Below are 4,105 nucleotides of genomic sequence, written 5' to 3' on the forward strand. Positions count from 1 at the left end.
CGCCGAGTTCGAACAGAAGATGGCGGAGGTGCTGTGCGTCTACCGCGAAGTCGAAATCCTGAAGAAAGCCTCTACCAAGGGAAAACGGCGGGGAAAGCCGGTGACGATCGTCTCCCGCGCAATGCAACTTCAAGCCGGACATCCGCAACAGAAAGGCAACCGGCGTGGATCAGCCTATGCCTACAACATCAAGGCGCTGCGCGACCGCGAGATGTTGATTGCCGCCCAGGCCGAGCAAAGCTACGAGCGATTCGTGTCGCAATGGAAGCCGCTTCGGCCAAAAACCGGCGCGCGGGTGCCTCAGCTCAGCAAGACAAAATAGGAAGTCCGGTGACGCTTGCAGCCGACGCATCACGCTTCGCCACGACGTCGCCCGCGCCCAACAACCATAATCGCGGCTGACGGCAAGTTCTAGAGCGTGATGAGTCTAGGTTTGGTCATATCCGGCGTTGGCGAAATAATTGGCGCATTCGGCGGGTGAGACGGTGTTGAGGATCGGAGCGATAGCATCGTAGACGGCCTCGGTGGTTCGCTGTGCGGCTTTGCGCAGCCAGTGTTTGAACTTGGCGAAGAACTGTTCGATCGGGTTCAGATCGGGCGAGTACTTCGGCAGGTAGAAGAGCCGGGCGCCGACGGCGCGGCGAACGGCCTTAGCCTTGTGCGAGCCCAGATTGTCCATGATGACGATGTCACCGTGCCGCAGCGTCGGAACCAGAACCTTCTCGATGTAGAGAAGGAAGGCTTCGCCGTTGATCGGTCCCTCGATGAACCACGGAGCGGTGATGCGATCGTGGCGCAAAGCGGCCATGAAGGTCATGGTGTGCCAGCGGCCGTGCGGCACCTTGGCTTTGAGGCGTTGTAAAAGTCTCGACTTAATCTGACAGAATGGTTTGGACTGGTGGGGAATGGAGCTGCGGGGCGAGCGGGAGCGCTCACCCGAACTGGCGCTCCCGCGCTGCCCCGCAGCGTCTCACACAGGAGATGCAACCATGACACAAGAGCAGAAAGTCATTCGCGCGAAGGTCGGGGTGTTGGAACTGGCCAAGCAGTTGGGCAATGTCAGCCAGGCCTGCAAGTGATGGGATATAGTCGCGACAGCTTCTACCGGTTCAAGGAACTGTACGACAAAGGCGGCGAGCTGGCGCTTGCCGAGATCAGCCGGAAGAAGCCGATCCTCAAGAACCGTGTCGCGCCTGAGATCGAAGCGGCAGTGGTGGCGCTGGCGATCGAACAGCCGACCTGGGGCCAGGTGCGTGTTTCTAACGAGCTGAAGAAACTGGGCTTGTCGATCTCGCCGTTCGGTGTGCGGGGCGTCTGGTTGCGCCACGATCTGGCGAACACCAAGACGCGGCTCAAGGCGCTCGAAGCCAGGATGGCACAGCAGGGCTTTGTCCTCACCGAAGCTCAGGTCGTGGCGCTGGAGAAAGCCAAGACCGAGAAGGAGGTCGACGGCGAGTTCGAGAGCGAATGTCCCGGCTATTGCGGCGCCCAGGACACCTTCTATGTCGGCAACATGAAGGGCGTGGGCCGCATCTATCAGCAGACCTTCATCGATACCTACACCAAGGTGGTCTTCGCCAAGCTCTACGACCGCAAGACGCCAATCAGGGCGGAGATGCTGAACGATCGGGTGCTGCCGTTCTTCGAAGAGCACGGTATTGTACTGTGCCGGGTGCTGACGGATCGTGGCACCGAGTATTGCGGCAACCCCGAGCATCATGACTACGAGCTCTATCTCGCCGTCGAGGACATCGATCATACGCGGACCAAGACCAAGAGCCCGCAGACCAACGGAATCTGCGAGCGCTTCCATCGAACCGCGCTCGATGAGTTCTATCGTGTGACGTTCCGCAAGAAGATCTATCGAACCATCGACGAGCTGCAGAATGATCTCGATGTTTGGGTGACGGCGTACAACGAAACGCGCCCGCATCAGGGACGATGGTGCTATGGAAAAACACCGATGCAAACCTTCCTTGACGCGCTGCCCATTGCGGAGAAATTGCTGCCGGCCGCGTAGCGCCGGACACAAATCTTCGTCGGACACCCACCACGACGAAGAGCCAGTTGTCAGGTCAAGTGCATACTTTTACAGCGTTGACCGCGCGGCGCCCAGCCCCGCAGCGGCGCCATATTGGTTTTGGTCCAGGTCTCATCGATGAACACCAGGCAGGTGGGATCGATCCGATCCCGGCACTTGGTCCACTGCGCCCGCCGACGCGCGACATCGGGACGGTCCTGCTCGGCGGTGTAATCAGCGTCTTTTTTTATAACTGAGCTTCTCAGCGTGGACGAACTCCCACATCGTGCGGTAATCGACCTTGAGACCACGCTCGGCAAGCTGGGCCACCAGCCCGCGCACGGTAAAATCCGCCTCCCGGCACCGTTGCATCAGCCATTCGCGGTGCGGCCCCGCAATCTTCTTTGGCCGATAGCCGCCGATCTGGTCCGGTTTGACGCTGCCGGTCTCCTGGAAGCGCTGCACCCAGTTGATCGCCGTGCTGATGCCAACCCCAAATTGGGCGGCCGCCTGATGCCGCGACAGGCCGCCTTTGATAACAGCCCTCACCACCCGCTCACGAAGGTCGTTCGAATAGGCTCGTCCCATCCATGTTAGCCGAGGTCCTACGCGCTATCCTGAACAATTGTCGACCGGGCAGCACAGCGGATGGTAATAGGCCGGACCTTGGCCGTCCGGCCGCCGCTGGTTTTGGCTGATGACCCCCGGGCAATCTGGACGAGGTAACAGGGGGACGCTGTGCTCGATCTGATGCTATCGCTGGTGGCTGAAACGGGTGCTGCGCTGTCACAGGGAGGTTAGAAGCTGTTGCACACCTGTCCCTTTGTCGGGTCCGCGACACGGACTTGCTTGGCCATCTCTTAAATCTTTTCGGTCCAATCGCCTGGAAAGAAATTTAAATTGTCCTAGGCGGCCAAAGTTGGCACGGGTTTTGATTATACGAAGCTGCGATGGTTGCCTAATGGCCCTGTCGCACGAACCTCTAAGGATGAAATGAAGGAGTAAACAACATGACGTATGATCTGCGTGGCAGCGCCTTTTGCGACGTATTCTCTTCGACTGCGCGCTGGCCCAAGCAGCCGGCCCGGGTAAGGTCCATTGTGAAAATGTTTCTCGCCTCGACGTTGGCTGTCGGGCTGATTGACGGTTCTACGTATGCCGCCAGTGCCGCCAATGCTGTCACATGGGACAAGGCGAAGGCTGGCATGCAAACCCAAATCGGCTACGAGAGCATAACAAAGCAAATGTCGGGATTGAACCAAATCCGACCTTTGGCCAATCACAGAATTGCCGTGCCGCTCAATGGCTTCATCGCGAGCGAACCAGCATGGAAGACGATCGGCACTCCTGTTGCCTTGCCTTGTAAAAGACGGAAGCCGCCGAACTGCCTAATCTGAAAAATTCTTGGACCCCTTACGTTGCAGGGATTCCCATCGGGTTTGAAGTATTGGAGAATGCCGGAAACCGCCTTTGATCCCATCGTTTTCCGGTGTTTTTGCAATGCTTCTAGCCCGTCCGTCTTCTGCCATCATCACTCCGGGCCATCCGCTGGCCCGGTTGTCGGCATTGATGCCGTGGTCGCGTTTTGACGAGGCGTTTGGCGGGTTTATCGCCCGGTCGGCAGGCCGGCCAAGCCGACGCGGCTGATGGCGGTCTGCATTACCTCAAGCACGTCCACGACCTGTCCGACGAAGAGACGGTCGAGCGTGCAGACCTCGAAGCCGCGGCTCATCATCTCGGAAGACGTCGAAGGCGAGGCCCTGGCTACGCTGGTCGTCAACAAGCTCGTGGCGGCCTGAAGATCGCCGCCGTCAAGGCGCCGGGCTTCGGTGATCACCGCAAGGCCATGCTGGAAGACATCGCCATCCTCACCGGTGGCCAGGTCATCTCGAAAGACCTCGGCATCAAGCTCGAGAACGTCGGCCTCAACATGCTCGGCCGCGCCAAGAAGGTGTCGATCTCCAAGGAGAACACCACCATCGTCGACGGCGCCGGCAAGAAGGCCGAGATCCAGGGCCGCGTTGCCCTAGCTAGTTTCTGTCGCGAAACGCCCGGATTTGGGGGCGCCGATCCAAGTTATGCCGA

At 59.2% G+C, this 4,105-nt stretch carries 1 protein-coding gene and 7 pseudogenes; 6 read left to right on the forward strand and 2 right to left on the reverse strand.

Annotated elements, in window-relative coordinates; translation table 11 throughout:
- Positions 1-322 (forward strand): annotated as a pseudogene (locus KJQ96_RS38030) (hypothetical protein); the annotation flags it as partial.
- A 105-nt stretch (positions 323-427) separates the two neighbouring features.
- On the opposite strand, the pseudogene KJQ96_RS38035 reads toward KJQ96_RS38030, so the two are convergent.
- A pseudogene (locus tag KJQ96_RS38035) lies at positions 428-859 on the reverse strand (IS630 family transposase); the annotation flags it as partial.
- A gap of 130 nt (positions 860-989) precedes the next feature.
- Here KJQ96_RS38035 and KJQ96_RS38040 point away from each other — a divergent pair.
- Positions 990-2,020, forward strand: a pseudogene (locus KJQ96_RS38040) (IS481 family transposase).
- Between the two features lie 74 nt (positions 2,021-2,094).
- Here KJQ96_RS38040 and KJQ96_RS38045 read toward each other — a convergent pair.
- Positions 2,095-2,608: pseudogene (locus KJQ96_RS38045) on the reverse strand (helix-turn-helix domain-containing protein); the annotation flags it as partial.
- Between the two features lie 22 nt (positions 2,609-2,630).
- On the opposite strand from KJQ96_RS38045, the pseudogene KJQ96_RS41130 reads away from it, so the two are divergent.
- The 4 genes and pseudogenes from KJQ96_RS41130 to KJQ96_RS38060 form a co-directional block, all read left to right on the forward strand.
- Positions 2,631-2,806 (forward strand): annotated as a pseudogene (locus KJQ96_RS41130) (ATP-binding cassette domain-containing protein); the annotation flags it as partial.
- 224 nt (positions 2,807-3,030) lie between these two features.
- Positions 3,031-3,417, forward strand: coding sequence for a hypothetical protein (locus tag KJQ96_RS38050; protein ID WP_213257626.1), 387 nt, complete (start codon positions 3,031-3,033; stop codon positions 3,415-3,417).
- Positions 3,418-3,520: 103 nt separating this feature from the next.
- Positions 3,521-3,728, forward strand: a pseudogene (locus tag KJQ96_RS38055) (IS5/IS1182 family transposase); the annotation flags it as partial.
- Positions 3,727-4,105 (forward strand): annotated as a pseudogene (locus tag KJQ96_RS38060) (hypothetical protein); the annotation flags it as partial. The pseudogenes KJQ96_RS38055 and KJQ96_RS38060, both read left to right, overlap by 2 nt.

Origin of the sequence: Bradyrhizobium sp. sGM-13, from assembly GCF_018398875.1 — a bacterium.
Classification (GTDB): domain Bacteria; phylum Pseudomonadota; class Alphaproteobacteria; order Rhizobiales; family Xanthobacteraceae; genus Bradyrhizobium.